This is a genomic window from Methylobacterium sp. J-077 (genome assembly GCF_022829365.1).
Taxonomy (GTDB): Bacteria; Pseudomonadota; Alphaproteobacteria; order Rhizobiales; family Beijerinckiaceae; genus Methylobacterium.
Map to the genome: position 1 here is coordinate 68,654 of NZ_JAKSYJ010000225.1, position 26,824 is coordinate 95,477.

The following is a 26,824-nucleotide window of genomic DNA, read 5'->3' on the forward strand; positions in this document are numbered from 1 at the left end:
GCTAGGGCGCAGTTCAGCCATCGGCATCGTCAACCTGCAGGCGGCGATCAGACGCTACATCGTCGCGCAACCGACGGGCCGAGCCCTTCGTCTGCCCCTTGATACTCTCGTCGGCATCGGCCAATCCCCTGACCCCATCCGTCGATGTAAGTGTATCAGCAAGCATATTTTCCTGATCGAAGCCGAGGCAGGACTGAAAGTTTTCTGAGTACCATCAGTGTCGTTTGCGTTGCGGAAAATGCGGGTCGAAGGTGTCAGTTCGCGTGCGCTCGGACGTGTCCCGCGCGCGCTGTTTGACCGGGAAGTGCGGATCGTACAGGTCGCGTTGCGTATCGCGCTCACCAGGCTTGGCAGCTTGCTGGGCTTCGCGTCCGGTCGCCGTGCTCATCGCCTACGCTCCCACAATGTCAGGCGGGTCGTATACGCGACTGTGAATTGCGAGACTGTTACGCTGTGGCCACCCCAAGCCCCCAGCATCCGCGTCAACGTCCCAAAACGGACACGCTGCCACCTCGCAACCGCCCCAGTCCCATTCTCACGAGGACGCCAAGTACACCGGACGGAACGAAATTCATGCGTTGGCGAAAGACCCTGGTAGTGCAGATAGCATCGCAGTGGACGCCCATACAGCAGTGTACCGGCACACGAACTGTCAAGCCGAATGGCGTGTACGCCCCGGCCCGCACCGCTAGTCGTGCGTGCCCGGTTTGCTGAGGCGGTCCCTCTCTCAAGCAGTCCTAGGCCTAGACGATCGAGGTAGATCAGCCACACACGTTATCTTCTGAAAGCGGGTTGCGTGCCGGCACGGCCCTTAGACTAGTGAAATCGGACGCTTGCCTGTTCCCTATACAGATCGAGGAATGACCGAAAGACAGAATTTACGAGGGCCAAATCGATCCCGCATAGCTTCCGTCATTCTGAATTTGGCCAGAAAACATAGCTAAGTACTTTACAATAAGCACAATGAGATATACGATATTTCGTTTTTAAGCTGAGGAAAATTTCGACCAGCCGGTCAAGCCCTCTAACGAACCTGACGGCCACTTGATATGGCAATCAAGTCACTCTCCGATGGGCTGCTTACCGATCTTACCACGGGTGTGCGATAACCGCGCCGATCCGTATCGAGTTGCTTTGCAATCCACTAGAGCGGTACCCGTTCGGTTAGCAATGTGTCCTAATCTGCCGTGTTGGTGGGCTGAGGAGCCTGCCGATGCCGTCATCCTTGTCGATCGATCTGCGTGAACGCGTTGTTGCGGCGGTGGCAGAGGACGCTTCCTGCCACGCCGCGGCGGCCAGCTTCGGGGTGAGCGTGTTGAGCGTGAGCCGCTGGGCGGCGCGGGTCCGACAGGAGGGTCAGGTGGCCCCGCGTGCCCCGCCGCTACGGACGCGCGCGCAGCGGCAAGCGCTGCCGCCTGCTCGTGCCGCAGGGGCACTATAAGACCACCACCGTCACCGACGCTCTGCGCACCGCCGGCCTGTGCGCACTCAGCCTCGCCGATGGCGCCACGAACGGTGCCCGCTTCCGCAGTTACGTCACCGACAGCCTCGTCCCGGTGCTGCGAGCCGGCGACACCGTGATCCTCGACAACCTGCAGGCCCACAAGATCGCCGGGGTGCGCGAGGCCATCGAGGCGGTGGGTGCGCGGATCCTCTACCTCCCACCCTACAGCCTCGAGTTCAACCCCATCGAACTTTCGACAGGTTCAGGATGAGGAGATCTTCGCCAAGCTGAAGCACCTTCTCCGAACTGCTGCTGCCAGCACCATCCTAGACCTCTGGGTTGCCATCCGCGAAGCCTTCACCGGCTTCAAACCAGAAGCGTGCCGCAACTGTCTCACCGCCGCCGGTTACGAAGACGACTTGGCCGTTTCTACATGATCGGGCGCAGCTCTAGGATACAGGGCGTGCGCGATCGCCTGTCGCCCCAGGCCACACCAATGATCACCCCACGACAAGGCGGGGCCGGGTCCCTAGGCCTGCCAGCCCTTGTAGCGGCAAAGGGCAACGTACATTCCAAACGTGATCATTTCAGCGTCAAGTAACTCAAGTGCCTGCGCACGGGTCTCAACTAAATCGGCGTTCATCGCAGCCTCGTGGACCTTCCATTTGGAGGACAACGGGGATTAGAAAGCCGCGTTCCCTAAAAACCCGCTTCGCCCAATCTGCGACAGCTGACCGCGGTGGCCCTTATGGAATGTTTCACAAGACACCCGCTGCGCTCTTGCGACCAAATGACAAATACCAGGCGCTTGAGCAATTTGGGAGGAGCTTTCAAACAATTCAAGCTTCGCCAGGAGACAGGCAACTTGGGCTTAGATTGAGCTCGTAACGCGAACGACAAGCGCAATGTCTCTCCAGGCATCAATTCTATAATTGCTGCAAATCTACCGTTAATTACGCAAAACTGACATCATAGCAATCAGCGCACTACTGAAATGATAAGAATCGCCATTTAGGCCGTCCTTTTGTGCCTGATAAAGCTGCCCGGCCGCTTCATCAGATAGTTACGCCATCGTGTTCTTCGACCATACGACCGCATTGACATAGTCGATGTTCGACAGGACGATGCGCACGATCTTGGTCGACACGTCTTTGGAATTATAATCATCGACCGAACCGCTGAAGCGGCGGCTGCCGCTATACCCATCTCGCACGGTCCGGACAGCTTCGACGAAGCCGGTCCTGCCGAGGGGCGCGACGACGAGCGTCCCGGCATCCATGCCCTCGGGGCGCTCGTGCGCATCGCGGAACGTCACCGCGGGCAGATCAAGAAGGGAAGCTTCCTCCGTGATGGTGCCACTGTCGGAAAGCACGCAATAGGCGCACGTTTGAAGTTTTATGTAATCGGTAAAGCCAAACGGACGGAGGAACTGGACTCCACCCGGAAGATCGGCGTGGCCCAGAGCGTCAAGGCGGGCGCGCGTCCGCGGATGTACGGAGACGATGATCGGGAATCCGAAGGCCTCGTCCAGGCGGCGCAACTCCTCGACGAAGGCGGTCAAGCGCTCAGGTGAATCGACGTTTTCCTCCCGGTGCGCCGACACAACGAAGAATCGATTCTTTGCGAGGCTAAGATCGTCGAGGATCGTCGAGGCGGCAATTTTGGGAGCGAATTCGGCAAGGACCTCGGTCAGGTGCGAACCGACCTTGAAGATACGCTGGCTCGGCAGCCCTTCTGCTATAAGATAGCGCCGCGCGTGCTCGGTCAGAACCATGTTCACATCGCTCAGATGATCGATGATCTTGCGATTCACTTCCTCCGGCACCCGCTGATCGAAGCAGCGATTGCCGGCCTCCATGTGAAAGATTGGTATCTTATGACGCTTGGCCGAGATGACGGAGAGCCCGGAATTTGTATCGCCATAGATCAGGACAGCGTCGGGCTTCTCGCGGGCGAAGATTTCGTCTGAGCGTTCAATCACCCGTGCGATGGTCGCGACAGCGGAGGGACCGGCCGCATCGAGGAAATGATCTGGCTTGCGGATGCCGAGATCGTCGAAGAAAATTTGGTTCAATTCGTAATCGTAATTTTGCCCCGTATGGACAAGGACGTGATTGGTCAGGCGATCGAACTTGCGGATCACCAGCGACATCTTGATCAGTTCGGGGCGGGTGCCAACCACAGTGAGGATCTTGCGCATGATCGTCCCACTCTCTCATCGACAGTCTTGAAGATCCGCATGGCGCCTGGATGGATGCCGTGCGGGGGCGTGCATCCTCGAACAGTTCACGACGCGCGGAAATTCCGCAGCTCTTGCTGGATGTAGTCGAGACCCAGGAGCAACTCGACAACCTCATCGTGGCTCAGGCGAACTGTATTATGTGAGGTATAATCTTCTGCCGCAGATATGGAAGTTTCACCGGATGTAAAGAACTTGGAATAATTGAGATCTCGATCATCGGCTGGAATCCGATAGAATCCTTCTAGATCCTCCGCGCGCGCCATCTCTTCGCGGGAGACGAGCGACTCGAAGAGCTTCTCGCCATGGCGGGTGCCGATAATCTTGATTTCGTTCTGTGCCTTGAAGACGGTCCGAACAGCCTCAGCGAGGTCCGCGACCGTACAGGCGGGCGCCTTCTGCACGAAGATGTCGCCCTGGCGACCATGTTGATAGGCGAACAGCACGAGATCCACGGAATCCTCGAGGGACATGAGGAACCGCGTCATCGCGGGATCCGTGATGGTTATGGTTCGCCCCTCCTTGATCTGACTCACGAACAGCGGGATGACCGAACCGCGGGAAGCCATGACGTTGCCGTATCGGGTCGCGCACAGGATCGTGTCGCTCTTTCCGAGCATCCGCGACTTAGCAATGGTCAGTTTCTCCATCATGGCCTTGCTTAGGCCCATGGCATTGATCGGGTAGACCGCCTTGTCTGTCGAGAGGACGACAAGGCGCTCGACGCCGTTGTCGACCGCGGCGTTCAAGACGTTCTCGGCGCCCAAGATATTCGTTCGCACCGCTTCCATGGGGTAGAACTCGCAGGACGGAACCTGCTTCAACGCCGCGGCATGGAAGATGTAGTCGACGCCCTTCACGGCCTGGGCGATCGAGGTGTATTCGCGGACATCGCCGATGAAGAACCGGACGCGCGGATCGCGAAGCAGAAGGCGCATGTCCTCTTGCTTCTTCTCGTCGCGACTGAAGATTCGGATTTGGCTTATGTCGGTGCTTAGAAAGCGTTGGACGACGGCGTTGCCGAACGAACCCGTACCGCCTGTGATGAGAAGCGTCTTGCCAGCAAACATCACCGTTCCTGCGCGAAGGTTGTGTCGTCGACCGCACGCATGCGCCGGATCAATTCGGACCATGGGGGCGGCGCGTATCCGACGGCGGCGCGAAAGCGATCCGAGTTGAGCGACCGGTCGATCGCCAGCCGGTCGTCCGGCTCGATCTCCACCGGATGTCGGTATGTGTCCTTGATAATTGTCAGCAGATCAAATTTGCTGATGGGATCGACGCTCACATGGTAGACGCCGCGCAGACTCGGATTAGGCAGCACGTGCTGGATCATCACGTGGACGAGTTCATCGGTCGTGAGGCCTGAGAAGATGGCGCGACGGTAGCCCTGGGTTCGGCCCCGCTGCGACAGGAACCACTCGACGAGACCATTGCGGCTGCCGATCTCACGGCCGATGATGGACGTGCGAAGGGTGACCGCATTGTCATAATCGACTTCGCCGAGCAGCTTCGAGCGGCCGTACAGATCCTCGGCGTCGGGGATGTCGGTCTCTATATAGTCGCCCTTCCGACCGGAGAAGACGCAATCCGTGCTGACGTGGATGAGGCGGGCGCCGATAAGGTCCGCGAGGCGTGCCAGCCGGTGCGGCAGGATGGCGTTAATCGGGATCAACGTAAGCGGATCCTTGGCGGAGGCGAGTTGTTTCACCACCCCGATACAGTTGAGGATCACGGCAGGGCGGGCATCCCGCAGGAACCCGGCCAGGGAATCAAAATCCTGCACGTCCAGTCCAACGGCGATTTTGGAAGCGGCCTCAGACGATAAGGCGCCGCGCGCAGGACTGGACCGCATCGTGCCGCAGACCTCGCCGGGAAATTGCCGAGCGAGGATCCGAAAAGCGGCGTTTCCGAGCATACCGGACGCGCCTAGAACTGCAATCCTCACAGGAGAGATCCTCAGTATGCAGCGATGGCTTCGCCGGGCCGCGACGGCTTCAGCTCTGCCCTGTTCGAGACAGAGCGACGAATGCTGCCGGAAGGGGCTCTGGATCGAGCGTGCGGAACTGTCCGGCGTCAGGCGACGCGGCGATCATCATGGACGTCCGGGCACGGAAATCATAAAACCACCGGGCAAGCAAGGGGCAATCCTGCTGCCAGGCGAGGGCCGGCGAGCGGACGTCGAGGTAGGCGATCGCGCATGCGAGCGCTACCTGGCCCAGGTCGACCGCCGATGCCATCCAGGCGCGCTCATTCTGGAAGTGATCCAAGATCGCGAAGATCGCCTGTTCCTGACGATGGATCATTTGGGATGCGCGTTCGTCCGCTTGACCCAGACCTTCGACGAACCTGCGGATCACCGCATCGGCGAGGCCGTCGGCCAGCGCCTCACGGCGCAAAACGTCCCACCGCGCGTCTCCGCTGGGAAGCAGCAGCTGATCGGACTGGGTTTGCAAGTACTGAAGGATGACGGGAGAATCGAACAACGCAGTCCGATCCGGGAGCACGAGGGTCGGGACCTTACAGAGCGGGTTGACGGCACGGAGCGCTTGGCAGGTCCAAGGATCCACGATCTTCAAATCGATCCTGTGCTGAAGACCGAACTCAACGACGCTGGCAACGACCTTTCGGCAGAACGGAGAGCGCGGGGCGATAAAGAGCGCGAGGCTAGTTTCGTCGATCAAGGAGTGCTCCCGTGGTTCGAGAAATGGGACGCCATGCAGATCCCGGGGTCATCGTCGGGATGGACCCGGCTGCACGCCTCGCTTCATGGGGACGGCGCATCCGCGGCGCACAAGGCAACGTCAGATGCGTCGGGTCGACAGGCTCGGAGGTGGCGGCTATACGCCGCCTCGGGCACCAATGCGGCGACCCATCTTCGAGTATCCCGGCCGGCGCGGCGTTCTATGCATTCGGCGAAGTGCAGATCGACCGTCCGAACCCGGTTCCGCGATGCGTCCCAGTCCGTGAGCGATCTCGACTCAAGCCGATGATACCCCTGTCGGTCTTCCTCATCGCCCACAACGAGGCGGACCGGATCGGCGCGACGATCCGGGCGGTGCGCGCCCTGACCGACGACCTCGTGGTGATCGATTCGGGCTCGACCGACGGCACGCAGGCACTGGCCGAATCGCTCGGCGCGCGGGTGATCCATAATCCGTGGCCGGGTTACGGGCCGCAGAAGCGCTTCGCTGAGGAGCAGTGCCGCCACGTCTGGCTCCTGAACCTCGACGCCGACGAGGTGGTGCCCGAGCCCCTCGTCCGGGAGATCCGCGCCCTGTTCGCGCAAGGCGAGCCGCGCCGGCCGGCTTGGCGGATCGGCATCGCGGAGATCTTTCCGGGTGAGACGCGCCCACACCCGCTCGCCTATAGGCTGACCCCGGTGCGGCTCTACCGGAAGGACCGAGGCCGCTACTCGGCATCGCCGGTCCACGACCGGGTGGCGCTGGAGCCCGGGGTGACGGCGGGACGGCTCAGGGGCGTGATCCACCATTTCTCCGTGCGCTCGCTCGGCGACCAGCTCGACAAGCTCAACCGTTATTCGGACCAGCAGGCGGACGACCTGGAGGCCCGGGGGGTGACGATCCCGGACTGGCGCGTCTTCGTCGAACTGCCGGGCAATTTCCTGAAGGCGTATCTCGGCCGCCGCCATTTCGTGCGCGGCACCTACGGCTTCCTGACGGCGATGAACTATGCGATCTCTCGCCATCTGCGCATCGCCAAGCACGTCGAGCGCCGCAGGCACGGTCCAGCCAGACCGAACCGTTCCGACTGGCGGATCGGATGACCAACGAGTTGAGCCGCCGTCCGCCACAGCCCGGGGCCCTGCGCCGAACTTCGCGGCCGGGGGTGACTCCGTCGGCATTCGAAGTGTCGTCTACCTCGTCACTCCGTTTCAGGCACCCTGCACGATGCCCACGATCTTCAACACGCAACATGCTCGCCTTCTCTGGCGTGCTTGGCAGGCCGAGGTCTTGTCGGCCGCCCGTGTCGTCCTTGAAGTTGCTGCGTGGCAAGCCGAGCAAAATCGGGAGCGTACCGCGTGGCCTTCAATCGGCTCCACACGGAGGCGGGCCAGAAGATCCGACCGAAAAGAATGGGCAGACTGCCTCCTAATTATCCTTTCCGGCCTCTTCGATTACGAATTTTACGTGGCATCGAACCCTGATGTTCCTAAGCCCATCTTGGACGCGGTCAAACATTATCTCATTCACGGCGGCTTAGAGGAGCGGGCACCCAGTCCGGAGTTTGACGGCGCACGGTACCTCTCGGCCTATCCCGACATCCGCGCTGCGGCTGCGAATCCATTGGTTCATTTTATCAGATACGGCGCCGCAGAGGGTCGACTGGACGCGGTGCAAATTCATCAGCCTCCGTTGGCCGGCGCCCGGCGCGGAGCCCGTAGCGGAGCCGATCTGGTCGGGACGGCCACGAAACTGGCCGCCGCGCTTCAGGAAGCTGGCGTCAAGACGGACCCGGATACCCCGCTGGTGGAGCTGCGACATGTCGCGCAGGCTGCATGGGCGACGATCCAGGCCGATCTCGAACAGTTTGTCCTCGAGTTAGAGCGGACGCAAATTAATTTCTATGCAAAGAATGCCGCCCATCAGCGCAGCATTACGCACAATGACAAGATAATGATTGAATTATCACTGCTCAGTGGCGCGCTCGACGCAGAGCGACAGCGCGCATCATCTATGGAGCGGGAGGCCGATCAGCTTCGAGGCAGATCTGAGATGTTGGCGATCGACCTCGAAGATGCCAATCGTGAAATTATATATTGGCGCAAACGAGCGACCGACCCGCGATGATAGGTCGTCAGCAGGGATCCGCGGGCGCTCAACGGCCGCAGGTCCGTCCGTCTATAAGGGCGTTGAATCGTTCGATCATAGAGGCATCTGGCCTGTTCGACCGATCATGGTATACATCGGCCTACCAGGCGGCGCTCCGCCCGGATGAGGATCCGCTCGAGCATTTTCTCGGGGGTGGGGCTGACCTGCTGTGTCGGCCAAATCCCTTGTTTGACATCGCTCATTACCGTAGGCAAGCTGCAGACCTCGTGACAGGAGACAATGCACTCCTGCACTATATTGAAATAGGCTCCGACTTCAACGTCAGCCCGCATCCATTATTCGATAGTGTCTGGTATCGGAGGCAGCTACCTTGCCCCGTTCAAAGAAGCCCACAAACGCTGCTTGGCCATTTTCTAAACATTGGGCGGCGCTGTGGGTTGACACCCAATGCCTTGTTTGACGACATTCATTATCAATCGCTCTATCCCGACGTGGCGGCGGTCGGATGCGATCCGCTCTATCACTTCGAAATGTGGGGTAGCGAGGAAGGCCGGCATCCCGCTCAGGATGTTTCACCGGCAACCCTGAAGGTGCTGGCCGAGTCTCTTGGGATTGAGGACGGGACCGGTAACCGGGTCGCGAGGATCATCGAACGCAGTCCAGCAACGTCGTTCGCGGATTTGGCGCTGGTCGCCGGGCGATTTGCAAGCCGGAAACTCGAACAGATCCTCTCGGCCGACGATGGACGGAGATCTGCTGTTTTGATGATCTCCCACAATCTCGGGGGCGGCGTGAGCCGCTTCGTCGAAGAGCGAGCCGCAACGCTGTCGCCCGAGCGGCCGGTCCTGATCTTGATGGCTGTCGCAGGTGGGGCCGCCCTGCACTATCGATCGCAGGACCGCGCGATCGAATTTTTTATCCCGGTAGGACAGCGCCACACGCTCCTCCGACTTTTGACGGATCTCCAGCTGTCGGCAATCGAAATCCATCACACGTACGGATTTGATGATCTTTCATCACTCATTGAAGAATTGACAGCGCCGATCGATCTCTATTTGCACGATTATTTTCTTGTCTCTCCGCAGCCACATCTGCTGGGGCTAGACCGCAGGTACGTCGGCGACGATCTAGAACTCTATCACCGTGATTTGGAGAGGGCCGCGATCATCCCGAATCCCGGAACTGTCCGCTTTTGGCAGAGGTCTCAACGATGGATCTTCGAGAGGGCTCGGCGGGTAATCGTTCCGTCGAACGATGTCGGGAACCGGGTAAGAAGGATCTATCCCGAACTCAAACTGTCGGTTGTGCCGCACGAGTCATTCAGCGTGTCGGCGAACGGCCGCAGGCTCGGGCCGACCGCGCCCATGAATGGGACCGGACACGCGATGAAGGTCGCGCTCCTCGGCTACCTTCAGGATCACAAGGGAAACAAGGTCGCGCGAGCCGTCTTCGACCTCGCTCGCCGAAGGAATCTCGATCTGACCTTCGTGATCATCGGACATTGCGACGACGTCGCGAATCTGGGACCGAACGTCCGGGTGACCGGCCGCTATGCGGATCAGGCGCTTGAGAGTCTTATCCTCGCCGAGGCCCCTGATCTCGCATGGTTTCCGGCCCAGTGCCCCGAGACGTGGTCCTATACGCTCACGTCCGCACTACGGTTGAACCTGCCGGTCCTCTGTTCCGACATCGGCGCCTTCGCCGAGCGGATCGTAGGTTTTGAACACGGCCGGACGTTTCCCTGGGACGCATCGCCGATCGAGTGGCTGACGTGCATCACAGATCAGTTGGGGGCTGTCGTGGATCCGTGATCCGGCAGGCCATGTGATCGGCCAAACGCCGGCGCGTCGTGGACGGAGCAGAGCCAGCGGCCTCTGGTCGTGTGTCTCGTGGCCCCAGACACGGTCGAGTGGCGACTGGCGCGGTTCCGGAACTCACGATGTCTGCATGAGCTTCCCGAGCACCTTTCTGCAGTTGATCAGCAGCACCTCGTGCTGCACCGATTCGGGGCCGAAATCCGCAAGATCGGCAGCTGCGAGCCGCACCAAGTGAGAAAAGTGTCTTTGATTGTAGCCATAAGGCCGTAGACTTGCGACCAAGGCGTTCAAGACGACTCCCACGGCTTTCGTACGCTGATTGGCTTCGTCGACTTGCCTTGCCAAGAGATCGAGATCGGCCCGCAGATCGTGGAGAATGGCTCGAAAATTTTCGCGGTCCTGCACGGTATGATCAGTCATCTCATCCTCGGGCCGACTTAGAAACGCGCTGCAGAGTGGCGATACGGACGTAATCAATTGACGCGTCGCAGACCGGCACACAGTCTGGGCATAACGTACAAAACGCAGCAGGCAAGCGCCTCGTGGGGTGCATCGTCATCGCGCCGGCGAGTGCGCGTGGCTTCCGTAACGTGCATCCGACGCATGGCGCCAGACGCAATCCGACATCGGCGTCCCTCCAGCTCCTACCAGCCCGCAGCAGATTCGGATATCTAGCAAAGGGCAAAACCGCGGTGATCGCGTCTCGTCTAGCCTCCGAGCCCGAGCCTCCGAGATGCGGTGGCGGCGGCAGAGCGCGTGGCAGGCCGTCGGCGTCCCGGCCGCCCTGTACCGGGTGATGCTGGAGCCACTGCAGGATGCGGGTGCACGCCAGCGGTCGTACGCTTTCCTCGGCAGGGCGAGCCTGCCGGCGATTTGAGGGCTCCGCGGCGGGGGCCGACTCCCACGGACCGGGGCAAGCCCAGGACGAAGTCCGCCTCGTCGTGGAGGCCGACGGCGGGTCGCTTGGCTTGACGCCGATCGGGCCCGTCTGCAACGACGGCCCTCTGCTGGCGGCTCTCGTCGATGCTGCTGTCCAGCGCGTTCCCAGCCTTTGAGGCCCGACGCCGGCATGTTACGGGGATGCCCCTCTGCGGTCGGCTGTGATCGGCAGTCTCATGCAACCGGGATAAGATTTTTGGCCTCCTCCATCCATCGTATCGTGCTGGTGACAGGTGCAGCCGGCTTCATCGGCTCTCACGTGGTACGGCGACTGCTTGCAGACGGCTACGAAGTTGTCGGCGTCGACAGCCTGACGCCCTACTACGACCCGGCGCTGAAGCGCGCGCGGATTGCGCAGTTCTCGGTTCACAAGAGCTTCCGGTTTATCGAACTCGATCTAGCTGACCGGCAGGCTGTCCGCGAGCTCTTCGCGGCGTCCCGCTTCACCGGCGTCATCCATTTGGCGGCTCAAGCCGGCGTCCGTTACTCGCTCACTGATCCGCATGCCTATGTCGATGCGAACCTCCAGGGTTTCATCAACGTGCTGGAAGGGTGCCGACACAACGGCTGCGCCCATCTCCTCTACGCCTCCTCTTCCTCCGTATACGGCGCGAACACACGGTTGCCCTTCAGTGTGACCGACACCGTCGATCATCCCCTCAGCCTGTACGCCGCCTCCAAGAAAGCCAATGAGCTGATGGCTCATTCCTACAGTCATCTTTTCCGCCTTCCGACGACGGGTCTGCGGTTCTTCACCGTCTACGGCCCCTGGGGCCGCCCGGACATGGCGATGTGGCTGTTCACCAAAGCGATCCTCGCCGGTGAACCGATCAAGCTGTTCAACGGCGGGCAGATGAAGCGCGACTTCACCTATGTGGACGACGTCATCGAATCCATTGCGCGACTGCTCGAGCGGCCAGCTACCCCGGATTCGACGTGGAACGGCGATGATCCCGACGCATCACGAAGCAATGCACCCTGGCGGGTTTACAACATCGGGAACAACCGCCCGACTGAGCTTCTCGACATCGTCGATCTGATCGAGAAAAATCTTGGCCTGAAGGCGGAACGCCAGTTGTTGCCGATGCAACCGGGCGATGTTCCCGAGACATACGCCAACGTGGACGCGCTCATGCGCGAGGTCGATTTTCGACCGTCGACGCCGATAGCCGAAGGCATCGAACGCTTCATTTCCTGGTACCGACAATATCACGGCGTGTGACCGAACTCGTCTGATCAGCCGGCGTTTTATCGCATTGTCCGCGGCAACGGACGCCGGTCACGAAACGAGCGCATGAAAGAAGCAGGATTGTTGCCGTTGACGGACTTGAACATGGTTCCGGAGCCAGAGGAAGGACGGGTCGCCCTGCTTCTGCTCTGGCCAACGTGCGAGGCGTCACGATGAGTCCCGAGGCTCATTTCGTATCCGATGACCTGGTCCCCGCCGCGTCGTCATCGGCGTCCAATCTGCTGTTCGCGGAGTTCGAGATCGAGAATCGAAGCTTTGACGATCTCTTTCCCGATCTCGACCTTCGCAAAGGCGCGGAAACGGAGGCCGCGGTCACCCGGGCGCTGGCCATCGCCGGCGACAGATCGGCAGCGATCCATCGCGATGGCCCGAACCCAGTCCTCATCTTGAAGACGTTGGAATGGGTTTTCAGCGGGGAGCCTCCGGAGGGCGTCCGCGAAGAGATCCGGGGACGAGTCGTCAGGCACATCCGCGAGCTGGCGTTCGCCGAGGAGGACGATCGCTGGACCTGGATGTGGGGGGTTCTGGCTGTGGCCTGCACCGCCCCGGACCTGTCTTCCGAGAACTGGAAGGTGGGTTCTGCCGATGGCACCATCGAGGGCCGAGGTTCGCCGCAGGGACACGATCGTCCTGTACAAGCGCGGATTGCGCTGATCTCCAAGCACCCAGACGAGGTCACAGAGGTCGCGACGCGTCTCGCGGAGCTGGGATACGCCACCGTTATCCTGTCGACCTCGGCCCAGAGCTGCGAGTGGGGCGGTCCGGTTCCAGTTGTTACTCTCCGCGGGGATGATCGTGACACCCTGCCCTGGTTGGGCCACGTTGATCTGGTGGCTCAAGCCGATCGGGGTCACCTATCGACGTGGATCGACGCGAAAAGTGTCGTCTATATCGGCCCTGCAGAGCGCGCCGAGCAGCAGCTCGCGCGTATTCTCGCGGCGCTTGGTGCCAGCGGCACGCCATCAAGGCGGCGCGTCGTCGCGTTGATCGAGCTGACCTCCTGGGGCGGAGGTGCAGAAACGGTCGCGCTCCATATCCTGCGCCAATTGGATCGGACCCGGTACCTACCCGTCATCCTGACGCTGTGGGATGCGAGGCATAACGCCTCCAAGGTGACGGACATTCCCTACATCTGGGTCGATGCGTTCGTCGGCGATCAGGTCGGCGCAGACGTGCCTTGTGCAACTCCGGAGGACCACAGCCTTCAACAGCAGTTCCATAAGGCCATGGATGGGCATTGGCGCAGCGCGGCTGGGATTCGTGGCGCGCTCGCAGCCCTCGGCCCGGACGTGGCTGTTATCGCCAGCATGGAACACGCGATCGTGGCAACCTGGCTCGCCCGAATGGACTTCGATGCGTCGTTCATCGCGTGGATCCACACCATCGAGTCCGTATACCTGCCGCAGATCTATCCCGATCCGAAGATCGCGCGGCAGCAAGCCTGGGCCCTTGCAAATGCGTGCAATGCGTCACAGGTCGTCATCGCACCAGCCCAATACTGTGCAGATGACCTCGTCGAAGAACTCGGCGTCTGTTCCTCCCGTGTCGTGACGGTGAACAATCCTCAGAACTGCTCCCGCATCCGACGCGCTTCGTTCGCTACCGATCTAGAGGCTGAAGCTCTGCGCGCCGAGGCTGCTTTCCTCTTTGTCCATGTTGGCCGCCTCTCGCCCGAGAAGAACCACGATCTGCTCGTGGCCGCAGCTCACCGCCTGTCGGGTCAAGGATACGACTTCAAGCTGATCTGCCTCGGAACGGGTCAAGAGCAGGACCGGATTTCCGCAATGATCAACTGCCTCGGCCTGCACGAACGCGTGCGGCTGATAGGAGCGCGGCGCAATCCCTTTCCGATCGTCGCGCGTGCGGACGCCATCGTACTGTCGTCCCGCATCGAAGGATTCGGGATGGTGCTGACGGAGGCTATGGCGTGCGGGGTCCCGATCGTGTCCACCGACTGCATCGGCGGCGTACGTGAAGTGCTGGAAGATGGGCGGTGCGGCCTTCTCGTACCTCCGGATGACCCGGAGGCCCTGTCGGACGGGATGAGCCGGTTGATGACCGACGCGGCCTTGCGGCGGAACCTCGTCCGTGCGGGCTACCGCCGATGCGAGGACATGGACGTCAAAAAGGTAGCCCGGCGTTGGGAAACGCTCGTCGATGGCTGCACCCACTCGAAAACCCGCAGCGCCCGGCCATCGGCCGATCGAGGGCCGGAACATCTCGCGGGGGATGCGATCGACGCCTGCACGAGGGGAATGTTGAGGAACGAGTGATGCGTATCCAGTCGATGCTGCCCTGGGTGCTAGCCAGGAAGCTGCGGGCAGCGGTTGCCCGGTGCGCCACCCTGGAAATTGAAAATCAGCAGCTGATCGGCCGACTCACCGACGCATCGAGCCGGGCAATCATGCCCGACGATTCATCGAACCTCGTAGGCATGCTTGCCGAGGCGTCTAACAGGGGCCTGGAGCTGGTCGCGCGGAACAGCGAATTGGTGCGAGAGAACCACCACATGCGTTCGGAGATCGGGGCGTTGATCGCGCTGGTCCGAAGCTTGGAGTGGCGGATCGTTCGGTTCGAGCGGGCGGCAGCTCGGCAGAAGGAGGACACGGCGGGGCTGGAGAAGATGCACGACGACACTGTCCAACGCCTAGCTTTGGCGGAGTACCGAAACGTCAAGTTGAGCGAGGACCTTGATATGGTTGAGCAGCGCGCAGCTGCCCTCGCCGACTGTATCGCCCGCCCGGACACCGAAACGCGCGACTCGGACAGTTCGAAAGGCGGGGTCGAGGAGCGGTTGTCCGAGGGGGCCCCTGAGACGAAGGAACTTCTCCGCGGTCCGTCCTCGTCCGGCCAGCCAACCACCGGAGGCCGGGGCTCAGGGTTGAGTAGGACGTCTCAACCTCATCGCGAGACGACGGCCGTTAGGTCATGCTTGCCCTAGTTCCGTCTTGATTGTAGCTAGACCAGCCGTGGCTAGACAAATGATTTTGGATAGCGGCGTACCGGAAGTTGCCCCCTTGCCCAAATGTCCTGCCTGCGGTGAAGCGAATCTCGAGACGGCGGACCATATCGTCGACCTAGCCAAGGTTCTGGACCGCTGGGAGGAGTTCGGCATCCGGTTCTCGGCCGAGACGAGGACCAAGTACACCACCCAGGGATCGCGCTTCGTCAGCCTGCTGCACTGTCCCGTCTGCACGTTCGGAACATTCGATCCGCCTCTTGCCGGGGATCAGGACTTCTACGAGGCTATCGAGACGACCGAGTACTACACGCCGAGGAAATGGGAATTCGATCTGGCGATCAAGGATCTGCGTGCCTTTGGTGCGCAGCATGTCATCGATGTCGGATGTGGCTCCGGACATTTCCTCCGCGAGTTGCGGCGGGCTGAACCCGGCATGCGGTTGGCCGGCAACGATCTCAGCGGAAGCCAGGTCAATAGGTTGGCCGAGGAAGGATTCGAAGTCTACGAAGGTCCGCCCGTCGTGATCAAAGATCGGGCGGCCGCATTCGACGCGGTCTGCTCCTTTCAGACCCTTGAGCACCTCTCGGATCCCTTCGAAGGCCTGCGCGCGTTACGGGACCTCGTCCGACCGGGTGGTATCCTGATCGTGACGACACCTGACACGGCGGGCCCCATACAGCATTACCGCGACAGCCACACGGCCATTCCCCCGCATCATGTCACGCTCTGGAGCGAGCGCGCTTTCCGCGCAGCCCTGCCGCGTTACGGATTCGCGGTCGAGATCGTCCGGATCGAACCCTTGGAGCATTATCTCTGGGACTTCTATGTTGGTCCCCAATGGCGCGACGGGATCTGGCCGGCCCATGTCTTCGGTCCGCTCGGACAGCGGATCAATCTCGGCCACCCTGATCAGCAACGCCAATTGGCCATCGATACGTTGCGCCGTTTGGGCGAAAGACGGCTTGAAGGCGTGCCTGGCCATACCGTCTATGTCTTGGCCAGGCGTACGGACGATCATTCGGCATCATGAAGCCAGGGCACCATTCAGCAGTGCTGTATCTGCCGGGCTTGACCGAAATCGCCCCCGGGAGGTTCGACGCGAGCGTTCACATCAACGGAGAGCGCAATCATGGCTGAGCGGGCCGCCGATTCATCCCACGAGACCAACCGGGGCATCATCGAACCAGCCGGGGACTCGCAGCCTGGCGCCGAGACGAGACAAGCGCGCGTCGGCCAGGAGGATCCCCTTACGCGGATCGGCCGGATGCTGGACGTGGTCTCGGTAACCTTCGAGCAATTGGAGACCGCTGCGCGGGGGGCCAACGATGCGAAAGACGCAGCCGCCTCCGCACGCTGGGCGAACATCGACGCGCGCTTGCCCGAGCTCGCCTCGGACGCAACGCCCACGCTGGCCCAACTTGAAGGACATACCCATGCGCTCGCCGCACAGGTCGAAACGTCCCGGGTCCATCTCAACGAGAATATCGCAGCGCTGAGATCTCAGTTGGACTCGATATCTCAACAGTTGTCCCGACTGATCGAGCTGCGGGAGCAAGCCGACATCCACCATACCGGCCTGTTTGGTCTTCTGCTGAACGGTCAAAATCAACTGCAGACGGACCTTGCCGAGGTCAAGCACTGGGTGACCAGGAGCGTACTAAGAGGATCCTCCCCAGAGGCCCTGAACACCCCGCCGGCCTCGGGCCGGACGCCGCAGCCCACCCTCGATCTCACCCAGGCCCCCGACGCCCACTGAGCGCGCCGATGTCGGTGCGGCGTCTTGAAAGGTTCAGCGGATTATGTGCGGCATCGCAGGCATCTTCGGTCAGAGCAATTTCGAGGCCGTGCAGGCCATGCTGCGGGCAACGGAGCACCGTGGCCCCGATGACCAGGGCATCTACGTCGATGAGGCCGTGACGCTCGGCCACCGGCGGCTCTCGATCATCGATACATCGGCGACCGGACACCAGCCGATGGGCGCGTCTGAGGGCCGGATCCAGATCGTCTACAACGGCGAACTCTATAACACCGAAGAGCGGCGCCAAGCACTCCGCGGCTTGGGCCGCGAGTTCAAGGGCTCGTCCGACACGGAGGTGATCCTCGCGCTCTACGAGCGGTACGGCGTCGGATGCCTCAAATTGCTCCGTGGGATCTTCTCCTTCGCGATCTACGATCGCCGGCAGGGACCGGGGCGCGAGACAATGCTCCTGGCGCGGGATCCCTTCGGCATCAAGCCGCTGCTCTATCACAAAACCCACAAGGCGATCGTCTTCGCCTCGGAACTCAAAGGACTTCTGGCAAGCGGCCTGATCCCGCGCGAAGTCGATCCGGTCTCGGTCCGCCAGCTTCTGTCCCTCGGCTCTGTCTACCAGAGCCGGACGATGGTCAAAGACGTCGAGTCCCTGCCGTCAGGCCACTACATGGTCGTCGATAGGGCCGGTATTCACATCGAACGATACTGGACCTTCGCGCATGACCGGGTCCCGAATCTCCGCCGGCAGCCATATCCGATGCAGGTCGAAGCCCTGAAATGGGCACTTTCCGATTCGGTGAAGCGGCAGATGGTGGCCGATGTCCCGGTCGGTGCGTTTCTGTCCGGGGGGGTCGACTCATCGTTGATCGTTGCGCTCATGTCGGCGGCGACCAATCGGCAAATCAAGACGTTTTCGGTCGGGTTCGAAAGCGACGCGCAAGTCGTCGACGAGAGTCACGAGGCGGCCGAAACCGCAGCGTTCCTCGGAACCGACCATACCCGCGTCATGGTCGGCACCAACGAGATCGTCGACCATTTGATGCGGTTCATTCGGGGGATCGATCAGCCGTCCGTCGATGGACTCAACAGCTACTTCGTATCCCACGCCACGGCGCAGCACGTCACCGTCGCGCTGTCGGGAACGGGGAGCGACGAGGTCTTCCTCGGCTATCCCTGGTTCGCCAGAATGGCACATCGGTTCGGCTCAGCGCCACTGCCTCCCGAGCAGACTCCTGAATATCTTCAGGCGTTCGGTGGACAATACCACTTGCTTGGACCAGAGGCGGCGACACGCTACCTCTCTGAAGACTTTCGAAATCAGTCGGTAGAGCAAAGTTTTTCTGCGGATCTGGCCCTAAACGACGACTTATCCGGCGGCGGAACACTCGATCGGGCCGGTGTGCTCTGCCTGAACGGATACACGCGCAATCAGTTGCTGCGCGACATCGATGCCTGCTCCATGGCCCACTCGCTCGAAGTGCGAGTCCCGTTCCTCGATCCGGTGGTTGTCGACATCGCACTGTCGCTGCCGCAGGAGTCCAAGATCGCGATGACGGAGCGGACGCTCGACGTCGATGCCAGCTACGACGAAAGTGGTGTGAAGCGAATCGTTTGTGACGTCGCGCGAGATTATCTGCCGCCTTCCTTTTTCAACAAGCGGGCCAAGAAGGGGTTTGCCCTTCCCTTCGCGGACTGGCTCAAGGGTCCGCTCGCGGAGGTGGTGCAGGACACCCTGTCGGCGCAGACCGTCCGGTCCTCGGGGATGTTCGACCCGACGGGGGCCAGCGAAATCTACAACGATTTTCAGCACGGCTTGCGACCCTGGTCGCATCCCTGGACGCTCATGATCTCCGAGTTGTGGAGTCGCGAGGTTCTCAACGCCTGACGGCGCGAACGATTGTCTCAACGCCGGTCGAGGCGGAGCCATTCGACGGGCGGCACCGACCGAGGCCGGCACTGCGAGGATCGCGCCGGTGCTGATACGACCCACCACGCTCGAGACTGATGATCCCCACCGTCAGAACCGTCCTTGCATCTTCTTCGGGCGGCGGCGCGCCCATCACCGGATCAGCATCACGACGCTCCGGGCGGCGACGCGGGGCCGGCGGATCAAGGGGCGGTTGCTCACGAAGACCCGTCGCACGGCTCGACGCGAACTCTGCTCCTGCCCGGTTCGGGTTCTGGACTATCGTACGCTGAGGCTCTAGGGGATCAGCGTGACGTCGGCCGACGCCTTGCGACACGTGCGCAACCGAGCCCGTTCGTAGCGTCAGCGCTCAGGCGCAGGACGGTTGCCCCGCTACCAAGCCGAGGTCGGTCAAGGGATGCGTTTCGGATTTGGCGGCGCATCATTGATCGGGACGGCTCGCCAGGTCGTGCGACGTGTCTAGCTCGGTGGCGCTTCCCGGAAATCGTGGCCCGATGCGTATCGCACCGCCACTGAGCATTATCATCTAATTGAGCCGATCAGCGGAGAAGAAGATGGCCGAGCAGACGGATCGATTGGTGAATGAAATCGTCGAGCGTTTTGCCAAACGGAAAGCCGTGATCGGGATCATAGGTCTTGGCTATGTTGGACTTCCGTTGGCCTTGACTGCCGCCGATCGCGACTTCTCTGTTCTGGGCTTCGATGTCGATTCAGAGAAAATCGATCAGCTGGAAAATGGCCGGTCGTACATCAAACACATCGAGGCGGAGACCGTATCCAGATTCGTCAAATCCGGCCGGTTCCGCGTGACGTCCGACTTCTCGCGCCTCAGTGAGGTCGACGCGATCATCCTCTGCGTACCCACACCGTTGACGAAGCAGCGGGAACCCGATCTGTCGTTCGTGGAGATGACGACGCGATCAGTGCTTCCGCATCTTCACAAGGGGCAGATCGTCATATTGGAGTCGACCACCTACCCGGGCACGACCCGCGACGTCATGCAACCGATTTTGGAAAGCGGCGGCCTCAAGAGTGGGACCGATTTCTTTCTAGCCTACTCCCCCGAGCGTGAGGATCCAGGCAATCCGAACTTCGCGACGCGCGACATCCCGAAGGTCGTGGGCGGACATGGCACGCATGCTCAGCGGATCGCCGCGACGTTCTACGACGCCATCGTGACGCGAACAGTGGCTGTTTCGAGCCTCGAAACGGCAGAGGCTGTCAAGCTGACGGAGAACATCTTTCGCTCGGTGAACATCGCCCTCGTGAACGAATTGAAGGTCGTGTTCGAGGCGATGGGCATCGACGTGTGGGAGGTCATCGAAGCCGCGAAGACTAAGCCTTTCGGATTCATGCCTTTTTATCCTGGACCCGGCCTCGGTGGACACTGCATCCCGATCGATCCATTCTACTTGACCTGGAAGGCCCGCGAGCACGGGGTCGTGACACGGTTCATTGAGCTTGCAGGCGAAGTGAATACCGCGATGCCACTCCGGGTGGTCGATCGCGTCGTCGAGGGCTTGAGCGATCGGCTTAATTTGGCAGTCAAGGGCGCCAAAGTGCTCATCGTGGGCTTGGCTTACAAAAAGAACGTCGATGACGTCCGAGAAAGCCCGGCTTTCAAAATCATTGAACTATTAGCGAAACGCGGGGCGAAAGTCACGTTCTACGATCCCTATCTTGATACTGTTCCATCGACGCGAGACCACCCGGCGCCTGAGGCGGACATCCTCCTCTCATGGGATGAAGTATCCTTGGCCGGGTTCGACGTCGCCGTCATCTGCACGGATCATGATGACGTCGATTACGCCCTGCTTGCCAAATCGATGCGCCTCATTATCGATACGCGGAACGTCTGCGCACGGCAGGGCCTGAGCGGGCCGAACATCCTGAAAGCCTAGGCCTTCCCGCGTCGGCGACACCCGGCGCCGCCACGGAGGTCTTCGCGGTGTATCGGACTGTGCCGAACTTGTGGTGCGCGCTTGCTCCTCGTCGTGGGCGCTGGTCCGTGGCCGCAGCTGTGGGACGGCAGCCAAGCGACCGCGGAGATCACCGCTGTCGCGGCCTTCACCGGCGGCGCGGCCGTGTTCCTTTGCCCCTGAGAATGAGCTAAGGCGTCGCAACTCTTCCGAATGGCATCGCGGGGCGTCGATGAAACACGCATGGCTGACCCCATGGCGGGCGAGGCGGATGATCAATCAGCTCCTGCGGAACGAGCGTGTTGCAGCCGAGCTTCACGCCGAGGCGTTGCGGACCGCCGCTGCGCATGCGCAGGCCCTCAAGGCAGAGGCGGCCGCTTTGAGCGACCTCAACGCTTGCCTGCGGGACGAGAACAAGCTGCTCGGTGACCAAGCAGGCATCTCCGCCATGCTTGACGGGTCGTCGATCGCCAGCGCGTGGGACGAGGTCATACAAAGTCGCGACCGTTTGGCCGCCGAGAACGCGACGCTGCTGGCAGCCATGGAAGCGATCGAGACCGATCGAACGGCCCTCGCGCTAATCAATCGCCGGTTGCAGGATGATACCGTGGTCCTGCAGGCCGAGCGAAAGCGCGCCATGGCGGATCAGTGGCTGCTCAAGCAGTTGAACGCGGATCTGCAGTCTAAGCTGGAACACGGCGAGCCGCTCGCTCCCGCGATCCCCTCTGCCGTCGACCACGGTGCAGGCCGCGTTCGTAGCCAAGCCCAGAACGGTGCGAGCCTCTAGGCCCCGAGACGGCCATCCGTGTCATCGTGCGAGACACCTGCAGCGACGTTATCCGATTGCGCGTCCGTCGACCCGATACGCATGGGCGACATGTCTCGCTTGATGCAGCCGTGGTGGGTAGCTTTCCGCCCGTCGTTGCGTATCGCCGGGAAACTATCACCCTAATATCTCGGACAGATATGTAATGAGCGCGCCACGCCACACAATCATCGTGCCGACATACAATCAAGCGCAGTATCTCGGAGCCGCGCTTGACAGTATTTTGGTGCAGACCGATCCGTCCTGGGAGGCGATCGTCGTCAATGACGGTTCGACGGACGGAACGGCCGCGATCATCGATGCCTATGCCGCTAAGGACAGCCGATTCATCGCCGTACACAAGCCCAATGGCGGCGTTGGCTCGGCGCTGAACGCCGGCCTTGGGCGCGCGACCGGTTCTTGGATCCACTGGCTGAGTTCGGACGACATGTTCGAGCCTGACAAGCTGGCGATAAACAACCGCTGGATCGAAACGCATCCCGATTGCCGCTTCTTCTTCTCGTATTTCACCCTTCTGCGGGACGCGACGGGGGAATTGGAGCGCCGTGAATTGTGGGGACCTGTGCCGGAGCCTGAACTTCAGGTCCTAGCCATGTTCTATCGGAACTGCATCAGCGGCATCTCGATCTGCGTCTCCCGCGAAGCCTGGCGGGCAGCTGGCCACTTCGACGAGACGCTGCGCTATGCTCAAGATTTCGATCAGTGGTTGCGGCTTTTAAGGAACAACAAGGCTGTTTTCATTCCCGAATGGACGGTCATCAATCGCAATCATGCCCTACAGGGTTCAGAAGTTTTTCCCGACGCCTGCTACTTCGAGACCGCGCTCGCGAGCATTCGGTTCATCAATCAGCATCGTCTCCAGCAGCTCGCACCCTGGGCCGATCTCTCCGATGTCGGGATGGCTCGTGCCGTGGTCACGAGCGCGCTGAACACTGCCTTCGAGCGCTCCTCCTATCTCTATTGCCTCGGCCCCCACCCCGCTCTGGTGCTGCGGGTTCTGGAGTGGATCGACTCCGCGGGCACGCCATCTGCTGCGGCGCTCCGACTGGAGGTCATCGCCCGCATTCGGGAGCAGGCGCTCCAACCGGTGCAGGATGCTTGGCAGGGCATGTGGGAGAGGTTGGCGGCGGCGCTGGCGGATCCGCACAGCCGTATCGCCTATAGCCCGGTCGATGAAATTGCCCTCATCGGACGCCTCTATTCGCTCCGGGACTTCGTATCGGGTGCGATCGCGGCGCAGGCGCCGTCGCCGCCCGCCACGGATGCGGAGCGGATGCGGCAGCTCGGGGTCGTGCTCCTGGCTCCCGTGCACGCCGATCCCAGCTTGCGTCAGTCAATCAACGCCGCGGTTTACGATCTCGCCGGCGCGGGACTGCGCGTCACCGTGTTGGACGATGCCTGCGAGGGATACCACTGGAGCGGGCTCGCCACGTGGATCCGCCGAGGCGCGAACCTGCCCGACCAGCTCGCCTGGATCGGCCGGACGGACGTACTCTGCGTGTTCGACGAACGCGCTCCCGTCTGGATCCGCGCCAAGACTATCCTGACCTTCGATGGCGGCGACCCCGACTGGCCGCGTGAGCTCACAACTCGGCTCACGGTATTGTCGGATCCCACCGGAAGCGGATCGGCACCTGCGCGACCGGTCGCGCTCTTGCACCACGCCATCGACGGCGATGCGACCAGCCGCATCGTCGTCGACTTGGCCTCGCAGCTCGATCGGCGACGCTACATTCCCTACGTCCTGACGCTGACCGAGGATATGCAGCCCACCGCGCATCCGGAAGGCGTCGCCGTGTTGTGCGTACGCGACTTCATCCCGGCGTCCGCTCACAGCGCCCGGATGTCGTCTCCCACAGCCGCGTCCACGACGGTTTCGGCAACGCAACCCAACCGCCCGCAATATCCGGACCTCATGGCGGCCTTCGATGCGTGCCTGCCCGCAGTCGAAGGTCTGCAGGCCGTTCTCTCGCAGCTCGGGCCCGAGACGGCGTTGATCGCGTTCAGGGAAGAGGCGACAGTGGCGGCATGGCTTGCTCAGACCGGCCGGTCGCTCAAGTTCATCGCATCCGTTGACGGCGGCTCGACCCAGGGGCCGACGTGCCAAGGGTCTCCGCACCCTTGGATCTTATCAAACGCCTGCAGAGCCTCTGAACGCCTCTCCACTCCCAGTGCCAGCGGCAAGCAAGATTTGGTGTCCAAGTTCGGTATTCCCGCCGCACATATCGATCTCCGGGACGATCCGATTGATTGCGCGCGAATCCGCAGACTGTCCCTCGCACCCTGCTCCGATCCAAACCTGTTTTCCGAGGACCGGTTCACGTTCGTGAGTATTGGCCGAGCGCTCTCCGAGAACGATCTAGAATTATTGATGAGAGCTTGCTCAGTCCTCGCGGAATTGCGGAGGGACTTCAAATTACTCATCGTCGGAACCGAGTTGGATGACGCGGATCTATCGGCCCGGATCGCGGCACGAGGGCTGCGGGACATCGTTCGGCTGATCGAACGACCGGAAAACCCGTTCCCGCTTCTGCGCCGCGCGGGCACTCTCGTCCTGATCTCACCGCGACAGGCCGATGCGTACGATCTACGCGAAGCGCTGGCCTGCGGCGTGCCGGTTCTCGCCGTGGATTGGTCCCAAGGGCTGCGCGAGATCATGGCGAACGGTGAGGCAGGCCTTCTGACCGCGGCCGACGATGCCAATGCGTTGGCCGACGGCATGCTGCGCCTCATGACCACCCCTCGTCTGGCCGAGAAGCTGGTGGCGGCGGCCTATGAATGCGCGATCAACATCGATGTCAGACGCATTGCCAGAGAATGGGAAGCCGCCATCGCGCTGCACCTGCCGCCCGGTCACGATTCGCCGACGGAGAGCACAGCGCTCGCCCGGCCGGTAGCGCGCGGCGACGACGTCACGCGTGTGGCGTCCCATTGACGACGACGGCTTGCCCCAGCGCCCGTGCCCCGCGTGCACCCGGATAATCGCTGCGCGTCGTCCAAAATCGGTCGATGCGATATGAAGCCTACATCCAACGACCAGCCGGAAAACTCTCGCGGGCTGACGGCCTGATTTCCTGGAGATACTGATGTCCCAATTTGATGACGATCCGTTTCCTGGCAGGCCCAAAATCCTGTTTGTCGGGTGGCCGAACAGTCCCCACACGCACTCGTGGATCAACCTGCTTCAGCGCGCGAACTTCAACACGCGTATCTTTTGCCTGAACTCGACCGAGCCTCCGGAAGAATGGTGGGTCAAGTGCTATCAGACTGTCTCTGGGGCGCCCCTTCGAAACGATGATAAACGTAGGACGGCGTTTCCCGCGGCCGGGATAGCCGACCTTGAGGAGGCGTTGGCGAACGTCATTCGTGCCTGGGAACCAGATATCATTCATACCCTAGGCTTCGATCCGTCCTCGTTCCTCTATCTCGAAGTGCTGCGTCGCTTTCCGGATGCAAAGGTCGGAGCCTGGGTCGCGCAAGCCCGCGGAGGATCAGACACCGCACTGCCACGATACTCGCCGTCTATTCGTCCAGTCATTGAAGAAATTTTCCAAAAATGCGATCATTTCATTGCTGATAACGCAGAGAACTATCAATTCGCTCAGACCGCAGGCCTCGCGAAGTCCAAAATCGAACAGCCTGGAATGGGTGTCGTCCCGGGGCCAGGGGGGCTCGATCTCGATACCATGCGGTCCCAGTGGACCGATCTGCCGTCCAAACGAGAAAGGCTGATCGTTTGGCCGAAGGCTTACGAGACACCCTGGGCAAAAGCTAATCCCGTATTCGAGGGGATTATCCAGGCGTGGGACAGGATTAAACCCTGTCGCATCGAGATGCTGTGGATGGACAATCCATACATTCAGATGTGGTACCAGAAGCTTTTTTCCGAGGAGATGCGTGCAAGCTGCGTGGCGCGGGAGCGGGTCTCGCACGACGTCGCCCTCGACCTATTCGCGCAGGCTAGGGTGATGCTGGCTCCGTCGCTCGTTGATGGCATCCCGAATTCCATGATGGAGGCGATGGCCCTCGGCGCGGTCCCTATCGTGTCGCCCATTGAAACGATCGTGCCTGTCGTGGAAGACGGGCGGAACGTGATCTTTGCGCGGAATCTCTATCCGGACGAGATCGCTGAGGCGCTCGTACGCACGATGTCGGACGATGCTCTCGTGGATCGTATCGCGACCGCGAATATCGAGCATGTGAAAGGCCTCGCTGACCGCAAAGCCATTCGGCAGCGCGCGATCACCTTCTACGACGAGGTCGCCCAAGCCGCGCAACAGCGCACACCGATACCCTTCAGCCCCAATCGTGTCGAGGGGCAGCACAGGGCAATGGACGTCTTGGATCGATTGCTTGAGAAGCGACACATTTCAGAGGCCGAACTTGCAAAGGCCGCTGCCGAGCGTGAGGAACACGAGCGCGCGTTCGGCGGCTGGTTGAGGAAAGCGTGGTACGATCAGATCATGAAGGCAGCGACGCAACACACCCTTCCAGGCGGCGCTGAAATATCCGAGTCGAGCATCAAGCTTCCCGACGGAAGATTCATTGACGCTAAATCTCTGATCTTCATCTCGGGATTGTTCGACAAGAAATACTATTTAAATGTCAACAACGATGTCGCAGATGCTGGACATGACCCGGTCGAACATTTCTATTTGCATGGTGGCAGTGAGGGCCGCAGAGCAGGCCCAAATTTCGACACGGCCCTTTATATCGAACAAAATCCAGATGTGGCCGAAGCAAGTATAAATCCCCTGATCCATTTTATTCTGTATGGAGCACTGGAAGGTCGGGGCTATGGCAGTGTAAATTCTTCTCTACTGCTTTTGAACGTTAAATAGATACGCATGACCCGGCGAGGAAGGCAGCGACGGTTCGCCGGCCTATGTGATCACCCACGCCGTAGCGTGCCAAGCCAGCGACGAGCCTCCGAACCGATACGGTCTCGGCTCGGAG

19 protein-coding genes and 2 pseudogenes are annotated in these 26,824 nt (G+C 61.1%); 15 read left to right on the plus strand and 6 right to left on the minus strand.

Annotation, left to right across the window (positions count from 1 at the left end; genetic code table 11):
• Nucleotides 1–214: 214 nt before the first annotated feature.
• The gene (locus MKL11_RS28425) at nucleotides 215–388 is read right to left on the minus strand and encodes a hypothetical protein (protein WP_243949818.1); all 174 of its coding nucleotides are present in this window, start codon (nucleotides 386–388) and stop codon (nucleotides 215–217) included.
• An 825-nt stretch (nucleotides 389–1,213) separates the two neighbouring features.
• Between MKL11_RS28425 and MKL11_RS28430 the strand changes: the two are divergent.
• Nucleotides 1,214–1,881 (plus strand): annotated as a pseudogene (locus MKL11_RS28430) (transposase).
• Nucleotides 1,882–2,507: 626 nt separating this feature from the next.
• Here MKL11_RS28430 and wecB read toward each other — a convergent pair.
• The 4 genes from wecB to MKL11_RS28450 form a co-directional block, all read right to left on the minus strand.
• Nucleotides 2,508–3,644: a non-hydrolyzing UDP-N-acetylglucosamine 2-epimerase gene (wecB, locus tag MKL11_RS28435; RefSeq protein ID WP_243949821.1), complete on the minus strand. Its 1,137-nt coding sequence runs from the start codon at nucleotides 3,642–3,644 to the stop codon at nucleotides 2,508–2,510.
• 86 nt (nucleotides 3,645–3,730) lie between these two features.
• Nucleotides 3,731–4,753 (minus strand): polysaccharide biosynthesis protein, encoded by a 1,023-nt coding sequence (locus MKL11_RS28440; protein WP_243949823.1) that lies wholly within the window; start codon nucleotides 4,751–4,753, stop codon nucleotides 3,731–3,733.
• A complete protein-coding gene (locus MKL11_RS28445) occupies nucleotides 4,753–5,631 on the minus strand; it encodes an SDR family oxidoreductase (RefSeq protein WP_313900791.1) in 879 nt (292 codons plus the stop codon). The genes MKL11_RS28440 and MKL11_RS28445 overlap by 1 nt, the downstream gene beginning before the upstream one ends.
• A gap of 49 nt (nucleotides 5,632–5,680) precedes the next feature.
• On the minus strand, nucleotides 5,681–6,367 hold the full coding sequence (locus MKL11_RS28450; RefSeq protein ID WP_243949827.1) for a glutathione S-transferase family protein: 687 nt from the start codon (nucleotides 6,365–6,367) through the stop codon (nucleotides 5,681–5,683).
• A 305-nt stretch (nucleotides 6,368–6,672) separates the two neighbouring features.
• Between MKL11_RS28450 and MKL11_RS28455 the strand changes: the two genes are divergently transcribed.
• From MKL11_RS28455 to MKL11_RS28465, 3 genes are all read left to right on the plus strand, one after another.
• Nucleotides 6,673–7,470 carry a glycosyltransferase family 2 protein gene (locus tag MKL11_RS28455; RefSeq protein WP_243949829.1) on the plus strand — a complete coding sequence of 266 codons (798 nt, stop codon included), beginning with the start codon at nucleotides 6,673–6,675 and terminating at the stop codon, nucleotides 7,468–7,470.
• 124 nt (nucleotides 7,471–7,594) lie between these two features.
• The gene (locus tag MKL11_RS28460; RefSeq protein ID WP_243949830.1) at nucleotides 7,595–8,494 is read left to right on the plus strand and encodes a hypothetical protein; all 900 of its coding nucleotides are present in this window, start codon (nucleotides 7,595–7,597) and stop codon (nucleotides 8,492–8,494) included.
• Nucleotides 8,495–8,928: 434 nt separating this feature from the next.
• Entirely contained in the window at nucleotides 8,929–10,287 is a 1,359-nt protein-coding gene (locus tag MKL11_RS28465; protein ID WP_243949832.1) for a glycosyltransferase, read from the plus strand.
• 123 nt (nucleotides 10,288–10,410) lie between these two features.
• Here MKL11_RS28465 and MKL11_RS28470 read toward each other — a convergent pair whose 3' ends face one another.
• Nucleotides 10,411–10,713, minus strand: a complete 303-nt coding sequence (locus MKL11_RS28470) for a hypothetical protein (RefSeq protein ID WP_243949834.1) — start codon at nucleotides 10,711–10,713, stop codon at nucleotides 10,411–10,413.
• Between the two features lie 319 nt (nucleotides 10,714–11,032).
• Between MKL11_RS28470 and MKL11_RS28475 the strand changes: the two are divergent.
• From MKL11_RS28475 to MKL11_RS28525, 11 genes and pseudogenes are all read left to right on the plus strand, one after another.
• Nucleotides 11,033–11,321 (plus strand): annotated as a pseudogene (locus tag MKL11_RS28475) (IS5/IS1182 family transposase); the annotation flags it as partial.
• A 107-nt stretch (nucleotides 11,322–11,428) separates the two neighbouring features.
• The gene (locus MKL11_RS28480) at nucleotides 11,429–12,454 is read left to right on the plus strand and encodes an NAD-dependent epimerase (RefSeq protein ID WP_243949836.1); all 1,026 of its coding nucleotides are present in this window, start codon (nucleotides 11,429–11,431) and stop codon (nucleotides 12,452–12,454) included.
• A gap of 179 nt (nucleotides 12,455–12,633) precedes the next feature.
• Nucleotides 12,634–14,754 carry a glycosyltransferase gene (locus tag MKL11_RS28485; protein ID WP_243949838.1) on the plus strand — a complete coding sequence of 707 codons (2,121 nt, stop codon included), beginning with the start codon at nucleotides 12,634–12,636 and terminating at the stop codon, nucleotides 14,752–14,754.
• Nucleotides 14,754–15,422, plus strand: a complete 669-nt coding sequence (locus MKL11_RS28490; protein ID WP_243949840.1) for a hypothetical protein — start codon at nucleotides 14,754–14,756, stop codon at nucleotides 15,420–15,422. Before MKL11_RS28485 ends, MKL11_RS28490 begins: the two co-directional genes overlap by 1 nt.
• A gap of 40 nt (nucleotides 15,423–15,462) precedes the next feature.
• Nucleotides 15,463–16,473, plus strand: coding sequence for a class I SAM-dependent methyltransferase (locus MKL11_RS28495; RefSeq protein ID WP_243949842.1), 1,011 nt, complete (start codon nucleotides 15,463–15,465; stop codon nucleotides 16,471–16,473).
• Nucleotides 16,474–16,572: 99 nt separating this feature from the next.
• On the plus strand, nucleotides 16,573–17,199 hold the full coding sequence (locus tag MKL11_RS28500) for a hypothetical protein (protein ID WP_243949844.1): 627 nt from the start codon (nucleotides 16,573–16,575) through the stop codon (nucleotides 17,197–17,199).
• 43 nt (nucleotides 17,200–17,242) lie between these two features.
• A complete protein-coding gene (gene asnB / locus MKL11_RS28505; protein WP_243949846.1) occupies nucleotides 17,243–19,081 on the plus strand; it encodes an asparagine synthase (glutamine-hydrolyzing) in 1,839 nt (612 codons plus the stop codon).
• A gap of 596 nt (nucleotides 19,082–19,677) precedes the next feature.
• Nucleotides 19,678–21,024: a nucleotide sugar dehydrogenase gene (locus MKL11_RS28510; protein WP_243949848.1), complete on the plus strand. Its 1,347-nt coding sequence runs from the start codon at nucleotides 19,678–19,680 to the stop codon at nucleotides 21,022–21,024.
• Nucleotides 21,025–21,313: 289 nt separating this feature from the next.
• Nucleotides 21,314–21,829, plus strand: coding sequence for a hypothetical protein (locus MKL11_RS28515; protein ID WP_243949850.1), 516 nt, complete (start codon nucleotides 21,314–21,316; stop codon nucleotides 21,827–21,829).
• A gap of 184 nt (nucleotides 21,830–22,013) precedes the next feature.
• The gene (locus tag MKL11_RS28520) at nucleotides 22,014–24,803 is read left to right on the plus strand and encodes a glycosyltransferase (protein WP_243949853.1); all 2,790 of its coding nucleotides are present in this window, start codon (nucleotides 22,014–22,016) and stop codon (nucleotides 24,801–24,803) included.
• Between the two features lie 151 nt (nucleotides 24,804–24,954).
• Complete coding sequence (locus MKL11_RS28525) at nucleotides 24,955–26,709, plus strand: glycosyltransferase family 4 protein (protein WP_243949861.1); 1,755 nt, start codon at nucleotides 24,955–24,957, stop codon at nucleotides 26,707–26,709.
• Nucleotides 26,710–26,824: the final 115 nt, after the last annotated feature.

Excerpts from the sequence above, each read along its gene's own strand:
- MKL11_RS28490 (WP_243949840.1), top strand. The coding sequence starts at position 14,754 with ATGCGTATCCAGTCGATGCTGCCCTGGGTGCTAGCCAGGAAGCTGCGG.
- asnB (WP_243949846.1), top strand. The coding sequence starts at position 17,243 with ATGTGCGGCATCGCAGGCATCTTCGGTCAGAGCAATTTCGAGGCCGTG.
- MKL11_RS28440 (WP_243949823.1), bottom strand. The coding sequence starts at position 4,753 with ATGTTTGCTGGCAAGACGCTTCTCATCACAGGCGGTACGGGTTCGTTC.
- MKL11_RS28425 (WP_243949818.1), bottom strand. The coding sequence starts at position 388 with ATGAGCACGGCGACCGGACGCGAAGCCCAGCAAGCTGCCAAGCCTGGT.
- wecB (WP_243949821.1), bottom strand. The coding sequence starts at position 3,644 with ATGCGCAAGATCCTCACTGTGGTTGGCACCCGCCCCGAACTGATCAAG.
- MKL11_RS28470 (WP_243949834.1), bottom strand. The coding sequence starts at position 10,713 with ATGACTGATCATACCGTGCAGGACCGCGAAAATTTTCGAGCCATTCTC.
- MKL11_RS28455 (WP_243949829.1), top strand. The coding sequence starts at position 6,673 with ATGATACCCCTGTCGGTCTTCCTCATCGCCCACAACGAGGCGGACCGG.
- MKL11_RS28460 (WP_243949830.1), top strand. The coding sequence starts at position 7,595 with ATGCCCACGATCTTCAACACGCAACATGCTCGCCTTCTCTGGCGTGCT.
- MKL11_RS28500 (WP_243949844.1), top strand. The coding sequence starts at position 16,573 with ATGGCTGAGCGGGCCGCCGATTCATCCCACGAGACCAACCGGGGCATC.
- MKL11_RS28515 (WP_243949850.1), top strand. The coding sequence starts at position 21,314 with ATGATCAATCAGCTCCTGCGGAACGAGCGTGTTGCAGCCGAGCTTCAC.
- MKL11_RS28520 (WP_243949853.1), top strand. The coding sequence starts at position 22,014 with ATGAGCGCGCCACGCCACACAATCATCGTGCCGACATACAATCAAGCG.
- MKL11_RS28525 (WP_243949861.1), top strand. The coding sequence starts at position 24,955 with ATGTCCCAATTTGATGACGATCCGTTTCCTGGCAGGCCCAAAATCCTG.
- MKL11_RS28495 (WP_243949842.1), top strand. The coding sequence starts at position 15,463 with ATGATTTTGGATAGCGGCGTACCGGAAGTTGCCCCCTTGCCCAAATGT.
- MKL11_RS28485 (WP_243949838.1), top strand. The coding sequence starts at position 12,634 with ATGAGTCCCGAGGCTCATTTCGTATCCGATGACCTGGTCCCCGCCGCG.
- MKL11_RS28510 (WP_243949848.1), top strand. The coding sequence starts at position 19,678 with ATGGCCGAGCAGACGGATCGATTGGTGAATGAAATCGTCGAGCGTTTT.